14 protein-coding genes and 1 other annotated feature (1 of these 15 only partly in view) are annotated in these 13,533 nt (G+C 35.1%); of the genes, 11 read left to right on the forward strand and 3 right to left on the reverse strand.

The genetic code is table 11. The features are described from left to right. Positions 1–142: a binding site (T-box leader), on the forward strand (it extends 61 nt beyond the left edge of the window). Between the two features lie 64 nt (positions 143–206). Continuing rightward, on the forward strand, positions 207–2,855 hold the full coding sequence (alaS, locus tag E5Z56_RS08430; RefSeq protein ID WP_138157405.1) for an alanine--tRNA ligase: 2,649 nt from the start codon (positions 207–209) through the stop codon (positions 2,853–2,855). A gap of 223 nt (positions 2,856–3,078) precedes the next feature. Here alaS and E5Z56_RS08435 read toward each other — a convergent pair whose 3' ends face one another. From E5Z56_RS08435 to rpmB, 3 genes are all read right to left on the reverse strand, one after another. After that, positions 3,079–3,801, reverse strand: a complete 723-nt coding sequence (locus tag E5Z56_RS08435) for a Fic/DOC family protein (protein ID WP_138157406.1) — start codon at positions 3,799–3,801, stop codon at positions 3,079–3,081. A 1-nt stretch (position 3,802) separates the two neighbouring features. After that, positions 3,803–3,982 (reverse strand): antitoxin VbhA family protein, encoded by a 180-nt coding sequence (locus E5Z56_RS08440; protein WP_138157407.1) that lies wholly within the window; start codon positions 3,980–3,982, stop codon positions 3,803–3,805. 211 nt (positions 3,983–4,193) lie between these two features. Continuing rightward, the gene (rpmB, locus tag E5Z56_RS08445; RefSeq protein WP_022505480.1) at positions 4,194–4,382 is read right to left on the reverse strand and encodes a 50S ribosomal protein L28; all 189 of its coding nucleotides are present in this window, start codon (positions 4,380–4,382) and stop codon (positions 4,194–4,196) included. A 267-nt stretch (positions 4,383–4,649) separates the two neighbouring features. On the opposite strand from rpmB, the gene E5Z56_RS08450 reads away from it, so the two are divergent. The 10 genes from E5Z56_RS08450 (at position 4,650) to E5Z56_RS08495 (ending at position 13,480) form a co-directional block, all read left to right on the forward strand. Then, positions 4,650–5,345: a site-2 protease family protein gene (locus E5Z56_RS08450; protein WP_138157408.1), complete on the forward strand. Its 696-nt coding sequence runs from the start codon at positions 4,650–4,652 to the stop codon at positions 5,343–5,345. A 2-nt stretch (positions 5,346–5,347) separates the two neighbouring features. Continuing rightward, positions 5,348–6,091: a segregation and condensation protein A gene (locus tag E5Z56_RS08455; RefSeq protein ID WP_232842420.1), complete on the forward strand. Its 744-nt coding sequence runs from the start codon at positions 5,348–5,350 to the stop codon at positions 6,089–6,091. A 19-nt stretch (positions 6,092–6,110) separates the two neighbouring features. Further along, entirely contained in the window at positions 6,111–6,740 is a 630-nt protein-coding gene (scpB, locus tag E5Z56_RS08460; protein WP_138157409.1) for an SMC-Scp complex subunit ScpB, read from the forward strand. A gap of 3 nt (positions 6,741–6,743) precedes the next feature. Beyond that, positions 6,744–7,400: a DUF2953 domain-containing protein gene (locus tag E5Z56_RS08465; protein WP_138157410.1), complete on the forward strand. Its 657-nt coding sequence runs from the start codon at positions 6,744–6,746 to the stop codon at positions 7,398–7,400. An 11-nt stretch (positions 7,401–7,411) separates the two neighbouring features. Next, the gene (ytfJ, locus tag E5Z56_RS08470) at positions 7,412–7,846 is read left to right on the forward strand and encodes a GerW family sporulation protein (RefSeq protein ID WP_022505475.1); all 435 of its coding nucleotides are present in this window, start codon (positions 7,412–7,414) and stop codon (positions 7,844–7,846) included. Between the two features lie 55 nt (positions 7,847–7,901). Continuing rightward, positions 7,902–9,017, forward strand: coding sequence for a D-alanyl-D-alanine carboxypeptidase family protein (locus E5Z56_RS08475; protein ID WP_138157411.1), 1,116 nt, complete (start codon positions 7,902–7,904; stop codon positions 9,015–9,017). After that, complete coding sequence (locus tag E5Z56_RS08480) at positions 9,010–9,762, forward strand: pseudouridine synthase (protein WP_022505473.1); 753 nt, start codon at positions 9,010–9,012, stop codon at positions 9,760–9,762. The genes E5Z56_RS08475 and E5Z56_RS08480 overlap by 8 nt, the downstream gene beginning before the upstream one ends. Positions 9,763–10,373: 611 nt before the next feature. Then, positions 10,374–11,669, forward strand: a complete 1,296-nt coding sequence (locus E5Z56_RS08485; RefSeq protein WP_138157412.1) for a carboxyl transferase domain-containing protein — start codon at positions 10,374–10,376, stop codon at positions 11,667–11,669. Positions 11,670–11,696: 27 nt separating this feature from the next. Beyond that, positions 11,697–12,062: a biotin/lipoyl-containing protein gene (locus tag E5Z56_RS08490; protein WP_138157413.1), complete on the forward strand. Its 366-nt coding sequence runs from the start codon at positions 11,697–11,699 to the stop codon at positions 12,060–12,062. Between the two features lie 20 nt (positions 12,063–12,082). Further along, entirely contained in the window at positions 12,083–13,480 is a 1,398-nt protein-coding gene (locus E5Z56_RS08495; RefSeq protein ID WP_138157414.1) for an oxaloacetate decarboxylase subunit alpha, read from the forward strand. Positions 13,481–13,533 lie beyond the last annotated feature (53 nt).

The raw sequence follows: 13,533 nt of genomic DNA on the forward strand, positions 1-13,533 counted from the left end.
AACTACTTAAAGAATTTTTACAGGGCCAACCTATTAGCTCTGTGTGATGAACACAGCGTATCTCTGCGTTAAAGAGTCCGAGAGGGAGAGCATTATTGCACTTCAACTAGGGTGGTACCACAGGAATTATCCTGCCCCTAATTTTTAGGGGCAGGTTTTATTTTTCATAAACAATTATTTTTTATATTAATTAAGGAGAGAAAACAATGCAGTGGACTGGTCTTAATGAGTTAAGAGAAAAATTCTTATCATTTATGGAATCAAAGGGTTGTCTAAGACTTCCTTCATTCCCACTAATTCCAAAGGATGACAAAAGCTTACTACTAATCAACAGTGGTATGGCTCCAATGAAAAAATATTTTACAGGTGAAGTTACACCTCCTAAGACAAGAGTTACTACTTGTCAGAAGTGTATCCGTACTCCTGATATTGAAGAAGTAGGTATCACAGACCGTCACGGTACTTACTTTGAAATGCTAGGTAACTTCTCATTCGGTGATTACTTTAAGAGAGAAGCTACTGCTTGGGCATGGGAATTCTTTACAAAGGTTCTTGAAATTCCTGCAGAAAAGCTATATATTTCAGTTTATCAAGATGATGATGAAGCATTTGATATTTGGACTAAAGAAGTAGGTGTTGACCCTAGCCATATGGTTAGACTAGGCAAGGCTGATAACTTCTGGGAACATGGTAGTGGTCCTTGTGGTCCTTGTTCTGAAATCTATTACGATAGAGGGGAAGAACACGGTTGTGGTAAACCTGACTGTGGTGTTGGTTGTGAATGTGACAGATTTATGGAAGTTTGGAACTTAGTATTTACTCAGTTTGATAATGACGGTCACGATAACTACACTCCACTTGATCATCCAAATATTGATACAGGTATGGGCCTTGAAAGACTTGCTTGTGTAATGCAGGGTGTTGACAACCTATTCCTAGTTGATACTGTACAGAACATTATGAAGCATATTTCTTCAATTGTTGGTGTTAACTATGGTGAAGACCCTAAGACAGATATTTCACTTAGAGTTATTACTGACCATATCCGTTCTACAACATTTATGATTGGTGACGGCGTTATGCCATCAAATGAAGGTAGAGGTTATGTTCTAAGAAGACTACTTAGAAGAGCAGCTCGTCATGGTAGAATTCTTGGTTACACAGACCCATTCCTATATAAAGTTGCCGATACTGTTATTAAAGAAAACGAAAGTGCTTACCCTGAACTTCGTGATAAGCGTGACTTTATTGTTAAGGTTATTGAAGCTGAGGAAGATTCTTTCAGCAAGACAGTTAAGCAAGGTATGCAGATGCTTGAAGATATTATTGCTAAAGCAGATAGCAAGGTTCTTTCCGGTGATGATGCATTTAAGCTAAACGATACATTCGGTTTCCCAATTGATTTAATTAAGGAAATTGTTTCTGAAAATGAAATGTCAGTTGATATTGAAAGATTCCAGGAACTTCTACAAGAACAGAAAGACCGTTCAAGAGATGCTCACAAAAATGCCGGTGCTGAGGCTTGGCTATCAGATAGCATTGATTTTTCTGATGTTGACAAGACAGAATTTAAGGGCTATAAGGTAACTTCTTGTGAAAGCAAGATTGTTGCTATGGTTAAAGACGGTGAGAGAGTAAAGGCTCTTACTGAAGGTGAAGAAGGTCTTATCATTCTAAACAGAACTCCTTTCTATGCTGAAAGTGGTGGTCAGATTGGTGATACAGGTGTATTAGTTGCAGACAACACAGTTGTTACTGTAAATGACACAACTAAGGATGCATCAGGTATCTTTATGCACACAGTAAAGGTAGAAAAGGGTGTTGTTGCAGTTGATGACACTGTATTTGCTAAGGTTGACAGTAAGAGAAGAATGAACATTACTCGTAACCATACAGCAGCTCACTTACTACAGGCAGCTTTAAGAGAAGTTCTTGGTACTCATGTTGAACAGGCAGGTCAGTTAGTTTCTGATGATTACTTTAGATTTGACTTTACTCACTATGAAGCTATGACTGATGATGAACTTGAAAAGGTTGAAAACCTAGTTAACGAAAAAATCCTAGATCAGCTAGATGTTGTTTCTGAAGAAATGGACATTGAAGAAGCTAAGAAGCTAGGTGCTATGATGCTATTCGGTGAAAAGTATGGTGACAGAGTTAGAGTAGTAAACGCAGGTGACTTCTCAATTGAATTCTGTGGTGGTACTCATGTTACTAATACTGCTAACATTGGTCTATTCAAGATTAAGTCTGAAAGCTCAGTAGCTTCCGGTGTTAGAAGAATTGAAGCCGTTACAGGTGAGGGTGTTCTAAATTATCTAAACAGTGTTCTATTTGTTGTTAACAAGTGTACTGAAGCACTAAGAATTAACAACCCTAAGGAACTAGTACAGGGTAGTATCCGTATTGCTGAAGAAATGAAAGCAAAGGATAAGAAGATTGAAGAACTAAATCAGAAACTTGCTAAGAATGCAACAGAAGCAGTATTTAAGAATGCTAAGAGATACAAGGGTATCCGTATTATCTCAGTTGCTATTAACGGTGCAACAGTTGACCTACTTCGTGATATGTCATCTAGAGCAGTAGATACTGACCCAACAACAGTTATTGTTCTTGCAAGTATCAACGGTGACAAGGTAACATTTATCTGTGGTTGTGGTAAAGATGCAGTAGCAAACGGTCTAAAGGCCGGTGATATTGTTCGTAAGGTTGCTCAAATCGCTGGTGGTAACGGTGGTGGTAAGCCAAGTATGGCTATGGCCGGTGCTAAGGATGTTACTAAGGTTGATGACGCAATTATTGCAGTTGAAGGCATCGTTAAGGAAATGGCAGATTCTCTAGGCCTAGAGGACTAATATTTTAATTATTCAATTCTGTTTAGACTTAATTTTGGTAATGAATTGTTGTTATTGTTATAATGAAATTCAACAAATTTAAATCTTTCAGTTTTATTGTGAGTTAATTAAAACTTAATAAATAATATAAAAAAGTAGCAGATAAATTAAAAAATCTGCTACTTTTGCTTTTGTGTTGTATTAAGTTAAAAATATGGTATATTATAAAACCACTAAATAAAGATTATTTTTCTATATACTCGTGAGGTGTAGGAGTATAATCCTTTGTGTAGTATTTTTCATATTTAGAATTTTTTGTTTCAATGACATTTTCACTATCAACATAATCCTCAATAGGCTCTTCAGAAATAGCATCAAACAAAATTTTCTCTAAATGTTCAAACTCAGAGTTATCATCAAAACAACAAAGCACAAAAGCGTTTCTAACATATCCGGCACTATTAGCCATTAATTCATAATCAAAATAATAACCATAGTGTTCTACAAATAATGCAATCATCATTACTGTTGTTCTGGTGTTGCCCTCTCTAAAAGGGTGAACTTGCCATATAGTCGGAAATAAATGGGCAATATTTTCTGCAAATTCTTTATGATTTAAACTATGCCAATCTACTTTATTTATTTTATTCCAACAATTATTTAAATCTTTATCTATTGCGTCCCAATTAGAGTACCAAACACTCTTACCTACAAGAATAGGTTCACTTTTTCTAACATTAATTTCTCTGTACTTTCCTGCCCAATCATATACATCGCCAAATAATATTTTATGAAGTTCACAAAAACCTTTAGCAGAAAAGTCAGAAAAACCACTATTATATAAAAGTGTCATTCTTGTTCTAACCATCATTGATTCAGCAACATCTAAATCTTTTTCATTAGTAATTCCCAATTTATTTTTTAGTGTATTACTATTTTCTTGTAAGTAAATATCGTATTTATTCATATTATGCCTTTGTACAAATTGATAACATCATAGAAGTAAGTTGTTCATCAGTCAATTTACCATCAGACCATTTTTTTAAAATTTCCTCTGCATTTTTTGGAATATTAACACCCTCAATACTATTGATTGCAGAGGCAATTTTTACTGCTCTTTTTCTTTTTTCAATGTCAATATTTTTCATACATATCACCTTAGTATATATTGTAACCAACGAAAGAAGAATAGTCAAGAAATATAAAATGATATTGATGAAGAAAAATACTTATAAAGACGAGATATTAATATTGTGTTTAATTCTATATAAGTGTTATAATAACATAAAAATAAAAGACAAAAGAAAAAGACCAGAGTAAAAACTCTGGTCAGTACTTTCGTTTAAGTTATCTATTAAATTAGACTGCTCTTGTAACCTTACCTGAACGTAAGCAACGGGTGCAAGCGTAAACACGCTTAGGCTGACCGTCAACAATAGCCTTAACTCTCTGTACATTAGGCTTCCAAGTTCTGTTAGATCTTCTATGTGAGTGAGATACCTTAATACCAAAAGTAACGCCTTTACCGCAGAAATCACACTTTGCCATGTGTCTGCACCTCCTTAGCAATTTAAATAGTCGTTTTGCATTTAGCAACTATGATATAATAACAGATATTTCTTGATTTTGCAAGTGTTTTTTGAAAATAAATTATTTTTATATTGAATAATATTGAAAAAATCAACACTTCTCAACGGAAATGTACAGAAAAATAATTATTTTGTAATATTCCTGTAATTTTTCTTTAATAACCTTGTAATTTTTCTATATATAAGCTATAATAAAATGAATATTAAATTGAAAATAGGTGAATTTATGTTAAGTGAACTAATCTCTGCTTTTCGTGGAGGTCAAGTTGATTTTCAGTCAATTGTAATTCAGCTTTTGGCACTACTTGTAATTATCTTTCTTGTGCTACCTTTCCATGAATGGGCTCACGCATTTACTGCACTAAAACTAGGTGATACTTCTGTAAAATACAGAGGTAGACTTTCCTTTAATCCACTTGCACATATAGATGTAATGGGTTCAATTTGTCTATTATGCTTTGGTTTTGGTTGGGCAAAACCTGTACCAATTGATCCTCGTAATTTTAAGAATGAAAAGACAGGTATGGCTATTACTGCCTTGGCAGGACCTGTTGCAAACTTAATTGCAGCCCTTGTAGGTGACCTTATTTTCTTTGCTATCGGAGCATTTGCACCATCATTCTTTATGACTACTGTTGGTGGTTATATCGGTTATTTCCTAAGATATTATGTAATGATTAATGTATATCTTGCAGTATTTAACCTAGTGCCAATCCCACCACTTGACGGTTCAAAAATTCTATTTGTATTTTTACCGGACAGAATTGTTTATAAATTCTATCAGTATGAAAGATATATTATGTTTGCACTATTTGCTTTGCTATGGATGGGATTCCTATCAACTCCACTTGCATATTTAAGTAATTTTGTACAGAACGGTATTGACTTTATTGCCAAGTTACCTTTCTTGTGGGCATTCTAACTATGGCAGAAAATAATTTAATGGTGAATACACCTGAGAATAACGAAAATCAAAAGTTTCAGTACCATACAGAGGTTTTTGACGGACCACTTGATTTATTGCTGACTCTTATTGCAAAGAATAAGATTGACATTTGTGATATTGTTATTTCTGACTTAATAGACCAGTATCTTGAACAAATCAAGATTATGGAAGAAAACGAAATGGATATTGAGTCTGAATTTTTACAAATGGCAAGTAGGCTTGTTCATATTAAGTCGGTAATGCTACTTCCTAAGTATGAAGAAGAGGCTGAGGAACTTCAAAAAGAACTTACAGGACAGCTGATTGAATATAAATTGTGTAAAGAGATTGCACAGAAACTTGCACCTATGGTTTGTTTTGATTATTATTCAAAAGAACCTAGTAAGATGAATTTTGATATGACTTATAACAGAAGTCATGACCCTAATGATATGGTAAAGGCATATATCTCAGCAGTAGGCAGAGGTAAAGCAAAGCTACCACCACCTAAAGATGCTTTTTCAGGTATTGTCAGCAGAAAGATTGTTTCTGTTTCATCTAAGATTATTACCGTTATGAGAAAGCTATATAAAGGAAAAACTGTAAAGTACAGTTCACTTTTTGAGGCTGCTGAAGGCAGAAGTGACCTTGTAGCAACTTTCCTTGCAGTTCTTGAGCTTGTAAAAGGCAAGAGAGTAAGGGTTGAGGGTGATGGAGATAATGCTGAAGTAAAAATGATTTAATTCTTTTGAGGAATAATATATGAGTAATGAAGAAATGAAAAGAGCTATGGAGGCAATACTTTTTGCTGCCGGTGAGTCGGTAGAAATTACAAGAATTGCCCAGTCCCTTGAGATAACTCCTAAAAAAGCAGAAAGCCTTTTGGAAGAACTTAAAGAAGAATTTAATTCTCAAAATCATGGCTTTAAGCTGATGAGATACAAGGATAACTTTCAGTTTGTAACTCATAAGGAGTTTGGAGAACAAATAAGAACAGTTATGGATTTAAGCAGAAAGAAACCACTTTCCGGTGCTGCAATGGAAGTCCTGTCTGTTATTGCATATAACCAACCTGTAACTAAAGCATTTGTTGAGCAAATTCGTGGTGTTGACTGTTCCGGTGTAATCGGTTCACTGACTGTTAAAGGACTGATTGAGGAACAAGGCAGACTTGAATTACCCGGCAGACCTTTGCTTTATGGTACAACTGAGAATTTCCTAAAATGTTTCAACATCAGTTCAATTGATGAACTTCCTCCGATTCCAAAGGATGAAAAGGAAGAAAATGACTCTGATAATCAGGATAATGAGGAAACTTCTACACAAAATAATGAAGATGAAAAAGTCACAGGTACACCGGAAGAAATTGTTGATATGGCAACTAAGGAGTAAGTGATGACTGCTCTCATCATAATATTTTCTATATTACTTTTGCTTTTCTTAATAAGTTTAATTAAAATTAATGTTATAGCAGAGTATAGGGACAAACCGAAAGTTACCCTAAAAATACTGTTCATAAAAATTAATATTATTAAAGAAAAGAAAGCAAAAAAGAAAAGTACTTCCAATAAACCAAAATCACAAACTAAAAAGAAAAATACTAAGAAGAAATCTAAGAAAAATCCTAAGAAGAACGACACTAAAAAGGAAAGTAAATCTACTGCTTTACTGAAAAAGCAAGGTGTGTCAGGTCTTTTAGATATTTTGAAAAGACTACTTTCTATTGCAAAAGGTTCTTTAAGTAATTTCTTTAAGTACTTTATAATTCATAACTTTGATGTAAAAATCACTTTAGGTGGAGATGACCCAAGTGATACTGCTTTAGGTTATGGTGCAGTTTGTGCAGTGGTTTATCCTGTAATGGGTAGGTTATATACTATTCTTAATATTGAGGACTATACTGCCGATGTGGTATGTGACTTTAAAGATGATAGCAAAACAACAGCTTTTGCTTATTTATATGGTTCAATAAGAATAATATTTATTTTGAAGATTGCATTTGGTGCATTGTTCAAACTAATTAACACATATTTAAAAATGAAATTTAGATAAGGAGAATTGCTATGAGTGAACATCCTATTGAAAGCCTAATGGGCGTTACAATGCAGAAAATTAGAGAAATGGTAGATGTAAATACCATTATCGGTGATCCAATTACAACACCAGACGGTACTGTAATTGTGCCTGTTTCTCAGGTTAGTTATGGTTTTGCAAGTGGTGGTTCTGATTTTCCATCAAAGAAAGACGGTAGAGATTGCTTTGGTGGTGGTTCAGGTGCAGGTATCAAAATCACACCTGTAGGTTTCTTAACTGTTTGCAAGGGTGAAGTAAGAATGATTCCGGTTACTGAAAGTGAAGGTACATTTGATAAGGTTATGGATATTGTACCGGAGGCATTCGACAAAATCGGTAGTTTCTTTAAGAAAGATAAAAAGAAAAATAAAGACAACGGTACAACACCGGAAATTACAGTTGATGATAACGAAGTAGAAATGTAATTTACATTTGTACTAATAGTATGTACTGCTTCATAACATATTTTGAGGTGGTATTTTGAAAAGAGTAATTTCACTTTTAGTTTTATTTGTTTTTTCATTTTCATTACTTACTATAAATTTTAAGGCAACTGAAGTTACCACATCAGCAATGGGAACAGTTCTCTATTGTGTGGACAATAATTCAGTATTGTATGGAAAAAATGAAAATGTAAAAATGAAGATGGCATCAACTACAAAGTTAATGACTGCTTTATTAACTATTGAATATGCAGAAAAGCACAATAACCCTATAGTTACCTTTAAGAAATCTATGATTGAAGAAGGTAGCTCAATGTACCTTAAAGTTAATGAAAAGGTAACTCTAAAGGACTTGTGTGTTGGTATGCTTTTACCTTCCGGTAATGATGCTGCCACTGCCTCAGCAATAAAGATTGCAGGTAGTAAAGAAAAGTTTGCAGAATTAATGAACAAAAGAGCAAAACAGATTGGTATGAATAATACCAACTTTGTAACACCTTCGGGACTTGATGATGATAACCATTTTAGCACACCCTATGATATGGCTCTTTTGATGAAAGAATGTTCTAAGAATAAAGAACTTATGAAGATTTGTGGTAGTAAATTTATGACAGTTTCTTTCGTTTCACCAAAGGATAAAATTGTTACATATCAAAACCACAACAGACTTCTATCTCTGTATGAAAATTGTATTGGTGGCAAAACAGGTTATACGGAAAGTGCCGGAAGATGCCTTGTTACTATTGCTAAGAAGAATGGCATAACACTGATTGCAGTAACTTTAGGCGATAAGAATGATTGGAAAGACCACATAAATTTATATGACTATGGTTTTTCTAAGATAAAGACAAAAGTTTTTAAAGAGGAAACTTTAGTACAGCAGTTAGTGGGTGGAACTAAGGATAAAACAAATATAAAGCTAAAAGAAAAGGTATTTATACTAAATAACAAAAGTGATAAAATAGAAAGAAAGATATTTCTTTCACCATTTGCTTATTGTCCAATAAAAGAAGGTGACAAAGCAGGTGTTATAAATTATTATAGGAATGGAAAACTTCTTGAGAAAAATATAATAAAGTACCAAGAAGATATTGAGTATAAGGAAGCAGAAAAAAGTTTCTGGGATTTTATAAAGGAATTGTTCAATGGCTAAGAAAGAATTAGTAAGATTACAGAAAATGATGGCTGATTGTGGAGTAGCATCCAGAAGAAAGTCAGAAGATTTAATCAGACAAGGTAGCGTAAAAGTTAACGGCAGAGTTGCGGTTATCGGTGACAAGGTTGACCCTGTAAATGATAAGGTTTTTGTTAAGGGTAAGAGAATCAAGGGTACTGCTATGCCTAAGAAAAGATATATTATGCTACACAAACCTCGTGGTTATGTTACAACTATGAGTGATGAAATGGGAAGAAAATGTGTTGCAGAATTAGTTTCTGACATTGAAGAAAGAGTATATCCTGTAGGCAGACTTGACAGAGATAGTGAGGGTATGCTGCTTATGACAAATGACGGTGAATTTGCAAACACAGTAACTCACCCAAAGAAAGATATTTATAAGGTTTACAGAGTAACAGTAAGACCTAGCATCAGTGACGAACAAGTTACACAAATGATGATGGGTATGACTATTGACGGTTACAAGACTAAGCCTTGTGAAGTTCGTATTATCACTCGTCAAGAGGGCAGAGTTGTGCTTGAAATTCTACTTCACGAAGGTAGAAACAGACAGATTAGAAAAATGTGTGAACAACTTGGCCTAGAAGTTGCAAGACTAAAGAGAACTGCAATCGGTACAGTAAAACTTGGTATGCTGAAAACAGGTGACTGGAGAGATTTAACACAAAAAGAAATTGATAAATTAGTGGCAAATCCAAACCCATCATCACATTCAATTTAATTATGAAATTCTATAAAAAGTATGGCTAACAGTTGTAGAAATGTCTATGAAAATTTTGGTTAACAGTTGTAGGGTCTTTCAACAAAAGTTTTTTATGCAAAAAACTTTTGCATAAGTTCACATTATCAAATCAAACTTCGCCTATGGCTCGTTTTCTTTGATGTTCACTTAATTGGTGGACCGAGCAAATTTGCCTGTTTATAGGCAGTTTGTCCTATTTACAATTTTTTAGCGATAAGTGAAACATATTAAATGAAATTTAAAACTGGATATAAGGCAAAAATCCGTAGATGTTATACTTTTTAAGGACTAAAAATGTTATTCTCATATATAATTAACAAAGCATTTTATTATTAAAATAAATGTGTACAATTATATACATTTTGTTCATAATAATAGGAAAATACACTATTAATTCTATGCTTATGGATTTGCGTATTTTTGAGCAATTTGACTATAAATTACGCATAAATCTTCAACAATTATTTAAAGTGTGCAAAAATAAATCTTTGCACACTTTTTTCTTGTAAAAAAATATATTTTGGGATATAATGATTTATGTAGTATTTTAATATAGACACAGTATAAATACACGAAAGTGAGGAATAGAGATGAGTACAGAAAAAATTACTCAGGCTAAGGCTGAAATCTCAAAAACTTCTGCTTATAAGGTAATTACAGAATTTTTTGATGAGGGTAGCTTTATTGAAATTGACACATATGCAAAGTCAGGTGACAACTATGCAGAAGCTGTTGCCGGTTATGGTTCTGTAAACGGACTACCTTGCTATGCTTTTTGTCAGAATATTGATGTTGCAAACGGTGCTATGAGTAAGGCACAGGCAGCAAAACTAAAGAAGGTATATGACCTTGCACTAAAGAACGGTGCACCTGTTGTAGGTATCTATGACAGCCTAGGTGGTAAGCTAAAGGAAGGTAATGAACTTCTAAACGCTTATGGTACAGTTCTTCATGCAGCAAGTACTCTTTCAGGTGTTGTACCACAGATTTCTGTTGTACTATCAGATTGTCTAGGTACTTCTGCTATTACAGCTTCTTCTGCTGACTTTGTTATCAAGGCTAAGGATGCTAAGATTTCTGTTCAGACTTCTGATGATGAAGGTTGTAACTGTTCAGTTGCAATTATCGCTGACGATAAGGAAGACGCTATTTCAAAAGCTAAGGATCTTATCCTTTATATGCCATCTAACAACCTTTCAACTGCTCCTTGTGCAGAAGAATTCGGTCCTGATCCTGAAGGCAAGTGCATTGTATGCAAGACACTTGACGCAGGTTCTGATGTTAAGCTATATGACCACATTGGCGAAACTGCAAAGGTTGGTTTTGCTAGACTACAGGGCGAAGTTGTTGGTGTTGTACAGACTAAGGGTGGCAAGATTCAGAAGCCTGACGGCAAGAAGATTACAAAGCTTGTTTCTTTCTGTGATGCTTTCTCAATTCCTGTTATCACATTCCTAAATAGTGAAGGCTTTGATTGTCTTGGTGCAGCAACTTCTGTTACAAATGCTTATGCAGAAGCTACAACAACAAAGATTACAGTTATTACAGGTAAGGCAGTAGGTCCTGTATATGTAGCAATGGCAGGTTCAGGTGCAATGACAGATTTAACATTTGCTCTACCTGAAGCAGTTGTTTCTCCACTTAACGAAATGGCAGCAACATTCCTACTAGCTCCTGAAAAGATGGAAGTTCCTGTTAAGGATCAGCCAAAGGTAGCTGAAGAATTTGCTCAGGCTAACCTATCAGCATTTAAGGCTGCTGAAGACGGTGTTATCGAAAATATCGTTACGGAAGCAGAACTAAGAACTGTTCTTGGTCAGTCAGTAACAATGCTAATGAGCAAGAGAGTTTCCACTCTACCAAAGAAACATTCAACAATCGGTTAATATATTACAATCAAAGGGGAATTTAAGATGAAAAATTTAAAGATTACAGTTAATGGCACAACATATGATGTACAGGTTGAAGAAACAGGTGCTTCTTCAGCACCAGTAGCTTCTGCTCCAGCTCCAGCTGCAGCACCGGCTCCAGCACCAGCAGCTGCTCCGGCTCCATCAGCAGGTGCAGGTACAAAGGTTGAATCACCTATGCCTGGTACAGTTCTTGATATTAAGGTTGCTAACGGTGCAACAGTTAACGAAGGCGATCCAGTTGTAATTTTGGAAGCTATGAAGATGGAAAACGAAATCAATGCTCCTTGCTCAGGTACAGTTACTTCTATTTGTGTTAACAAGGGTGACTCTGTTGACTCAGGTACAGTACTTGTAACAATCGGCTAATAACTGGAAGGAAGATTAAAATGGCTAAGAAACTAAAAATTACAGAAACAGTTCTTAGAGATGCACATCAGTCACTTCTTGCTACAAGAATGCCACTTTCTGATATGCTACCAATTCTCCCAGAACTAGATAAAATCGGATTTTATTCACTAGAATGTTGGGGTGGTGCAACATTTGATGCTTGCCTAAGATTTCTAGATGAAGACCCATGGGAAAGACTTCGTACACTTCGTAAGGAATGTCCTAACACAAAGCTACAGATGTTATTCCGTGGTCAGAATATGCTTGGTTACCGTCACTATGCTGATGATGTTCTTGAATATTTTGTTCAGAAGTCAGTAGCTAACGGTATTGATATTATCAGAATTTTCGATGCTCTTAACGATATTAAGAACCTTGAAACAGCTGTTAAGGCTGCTAAAAAGGAAGGTGCTCATGCACAGATCGCTATGAGTTACACAACAGGTCCTGTATTTGATAACAAATACTATGTTGACTATGCTAAGAAGATTGAAGCTATCGGTGCAGATTCTATCTGTATCAAGGATATGGCTGCTCTACTTACACCATATAAGTGTGAAAGCCTAATTAAGGACCTTAAGAAGGCAGTTAATATTCCAATTCAGCTACACACACATGCTACTGCAGGTCTATCTTCAATGTGTATTATGAAGGCTGTAGAAAATGGTTGTGATGTTGTTGATACTGCTATGTCACCACTAGCTGACGGTACATCTCATTCACCAACAGAATCAATCGTTGCTGCATTCCAGGGTACAGAATATGACACAGGTCTTGACCTAGCTGCTCTAGCTAACATTCGTGAATACTTTATGGGACTAAGACAGAAGTACCTAGATAGTGGTCTAATTGACCCTAAGATGCTTGCTACAGATGCATCAGCTCTACTATATCAAGTTCCAGGTGGTATGCTATCTAACCTACTTTCTCAGCTAAAACAGGCCGGTAAGGAAGATAAACTTCTTGATGTTATGAAGGAAGTTCCTAATGTTCGTAAGGATGCAGGTTACCCACCACTAGTTACACCATCATCACAGATTGTTGGTACTCAGGCAGTATTCAATGTTATCACAGGTGAAAGATATAAGATGGTTACAAATGAATTTAAGGATCTTGTTGCCGGTAAGTATGGTACAACTCCACTACCAATCGACCCTGAATTCAGAACAAAGATTATCGGCGATATGCAGCCAATCGACTGTCGTCCTGCTGATCTACTAAAGCCTGAACTAGAAGAACTAAAGAAAGAAGCTGCTCCTTTCGCAGAAAAGGAAGAAGATGTACTTTCTTATGCTATGTTCCCTAAGGTAGCTAAGGACTTCTTTGAAAAGCGTAGAAACAAGAAAATCGGTCTTAACAACAACGCTGACAAAGAAAATATGATTCATCCGGTTTGATTGTAACTAAATTAATTACACCACCCATTTTGGGTGGTGTTTTTTGTTGCCTT

It is taken from the genome of Ruminococcus bovis, assembly GCF_005601135.1.
In the GTDB taxonomy this organism is placed as follows: domain Bacteria; phylum Bacillota; class Clostridia; order Oscillospirales; family Acutalibacteraceae; genus Ruminococcoides; species Ruminococcoides bovis.

Coding starts and splice junctions, on each gene's coding strand:
- E5Z56_RS08465 (WP_138157410.1), top strand. CDS start 6,744: ATGACTGCTCTCATCATAATATTTTCTATATTACTTTTGCTTTTCTTA.
- E5Z56_RS08495 (WP_138157414.1), top strand. CDS start 12,083: ATGGCTAAGAAACTAAAAATTACAGAAACAGTTCTTAGAGATGCACAT.
- ytfJ (WP_022505475.1), top strand. CDS start 7,412: ATGAGTGAACATCCTATTGAAAGCCTAATGGGCGTTACAATGCAGAAA.
- E5Z56_RS08480 (WP_022505473.1), top strand. CDS start 9,010: ATGGCTAAGAAAGAATTAGTAAGATTACAGAAAATGATGGCTGATTGT.
- E5Z56_RS08435 (WP_138157406.1), bottom strand. CDS start 3,801: ATGAATAAATACGATATTTACTTACAAGAAAATAGTAATACACTAAAA.
- E5Z56_RS08485 (WP_138157412.1), top strand. CDS start 10,374: ATGAGTACAGAAAAAATTACTCAGGCTAAGGCTGAAATCTCAAAAACT.
- E5Z56_RS08490 (WP_138157413.1), top strand. CDS start 11,697: ATGAAAAATTTAAAGATTACAGTTAATGGCACAACATATGATGTACAG.
- rpmB (WP_022505480.1), bottom strand. CDS start 4,382: ATGGCAAAGTGTGATTTCTGCGGTAAAGGCGTTACTTTTGGTATTAAG.
- scpB (WP_138157409.1), top strand. CDS start 6,111: ATGAGTAATGAAGAAATGAAAAGAGCTATGGAGGCAATACTTTTTGCT.
- E5Z56_RS08450 (WP_138157408.1), top strand. CDS start 4,650: ATGTTAAGTGAACTAATCTCTGCTTTTCGTGGAGGTCAAGTTGATTTT.
- alaS (WP_138157405.1), top strand. CDS start 207: ATGCAGTGGACTGGTCTTAATGAGTTAAGAGAAAAATTCTTATCATTT.
- E5Z56_RS08455 (WP_232842420.1), top strand. CDS start 5,348: ATGGCAGAAAATAATTTAATGGTGAATACACCTGAGAATAACGAAAAT.
- E5Z56_RS08440 (WP_138157407.1), bottom strand. CDS start 3,982: ATGAAAAATATTGACATTGAAAAAAGAAAAAGAGCAGTAAAAATTGCC.